This is a genomic window from Marisediminitalea alba (assembly GCF_002993365.1).
Classification (GTDB): domain Bacteria; phylum Pseudomonadota; class Gammaproteobacteria; order Enterobacterales; family Alteromonadaceae; genus Alteromonas; species Alteromonas alba.
In genome coordinates, this window is sequence record NZ_PVNP01000210.1 from 1 (window position 1) to 1423 (window position 1423).

The 1423-nt window shown below is 47.7% G+C and carries 1 protein-coding gene and 2 pseudogenes; 1 reads left to right on the forward strand and 2 read right to left on the reverse strand.

Features of this window, described 5'->3' with window-relative positions; genetic code table 11:
- Positions 1-289: pseudogene (locus tag C6Y40_RS22740) on the reverse strand (IS66 family transposase); the annotation flags it as partial.
- A 162-nt stretch (positions 290-451) separates the two neighbouring features.
- Between C6Y40_RS22740 and C6Y40_RS22745 the strand changes: the two are divergent.
- Positions 452-1219 (forward strand): annotated as a pseudogene (locus C6Y40_RS22745) (ISAs1 family transposase); the annotation flags it as partial.
- Between the two features lie 26 nt (positions 1220-1245).
- Here the strand turns inward: C6Y40_RS22745 and C6Y40_RS22750 are convergent.
- A partial coding sequence (locus C6Y40_RS22750) for a transposase domain-containing protein (protein ID WP_146129465.1) occupies positions 1246-1423 on the reverse strand: 178 nt, incomplete at its 5' end.

Here is a 1423-nt window from a genome sequence, read left to right on the forward strand (position 1 = left end):
CCCGCAGTGCCCGTTCCAGATGATTGGTATCCAGGGGTAACGCCGGGTTACTCAGGAACACCTTGAGTTGGCTCTCCCGCTCATGCGCATAGTGAAGCGCCTTGGCGAAGGGGGATTTGGGCAGTAAATCGGTGCGCTGGCGTTGTTGGTAGACCCACCGGAAGAACTCAGTGACTAAGGGTTCGCTGTGTTGTTGCCGGTAGGTATGGATATCAGCCAGGTCTGATTGCTTATCCCGGATGTTTTTTTCATGCCGGTAGAGTGTGGCGATAATATCCAGTGCCTGTTGCGTGGGCCTTCACCGGTTTTTTATCTGCCGGTAAGGCGTTTGTTCCATCGGTCTCCAGGGCAAGATCACGAACATTAATTGACCAGCTGAGTTAACAATAAATATTACAACTGGACGAAATATAGTGACTGTGATCTTATACTCTCTTTTGCGGAGAGAGTCATGGGTACAGGTGCATTTGAGCAGCTTTTTAGTGAGTTAGAAGATCCTCGCCAATCAGCTAAGGTGGCGCATTTATTCACTGATATTTTATTCCTTGTTGTGTGTGCTTCCATCGCTGGTGCCAAAGGCTGGGAAGACATCGAAGATTTTGGTGATTTACACTTTGACTGGTTCCGCGAGAAAGGCCTATTCAAAAATGGATTGCCCGTTCATGACACGATTGCTCGTGTGATATCAAGAGTCGATAGCGAACAGTTTCAGCGCTGTTTTATTGGTTGGATGCAGTCAGTCGCAGAGCTATCCGACGGACAGTTAATTGCGATTGACGGTAAGCGGCTTTGCGGTTCATACAATCGTGAAGACAGGCAATCAGCCATCCATATGGTGAATGCGTTTGCAGCCGAAAATAATGTGGTATTGGGGCAAATTAAGACCCAGAGTAAGTCGAATGAAATCACAGCCATTCCAGCCTTACTGAACCTGCTGGATATCAAAGGTTGCTTGATATCAATAGATGCGATGGGCTGCCAAACTACTATTGCGGAGAAGATTGTAGAGAGTGGTGGTGATTATCTTCTTGCTCTAAAAGGCAATCAAAAGGAACTTCATGATGCCGTGCGCAATGAGCTTGCGGGTGCTGTAAATCAAGAAGTCATTTGTCTGGAGAAAAATCACGGAAGAGGCGAAGCAAGAGCGTACCATGTTATGGATGCGGCATCGTTAGTGAGTAGGTTCCCTGAATGGAAAGGGCTGAAAACGATAGGCGTTACGTAAGCGATCAATATAGACCCGGATCACCCCATTTTATCTAAGTCGCTCGTTAATTTTTTGTCCGCGAATCTCTCTTTCCAGACTCTTGGCGTCAGGTCGAGTACGTCTTTGGCCGGATGCAGTGCTACACGCTGCAATACATCCACGAGGTAATGGTAGGGATTGACGCCTTGCAGGCGGCAAGTCACCATCAGGCTTTGT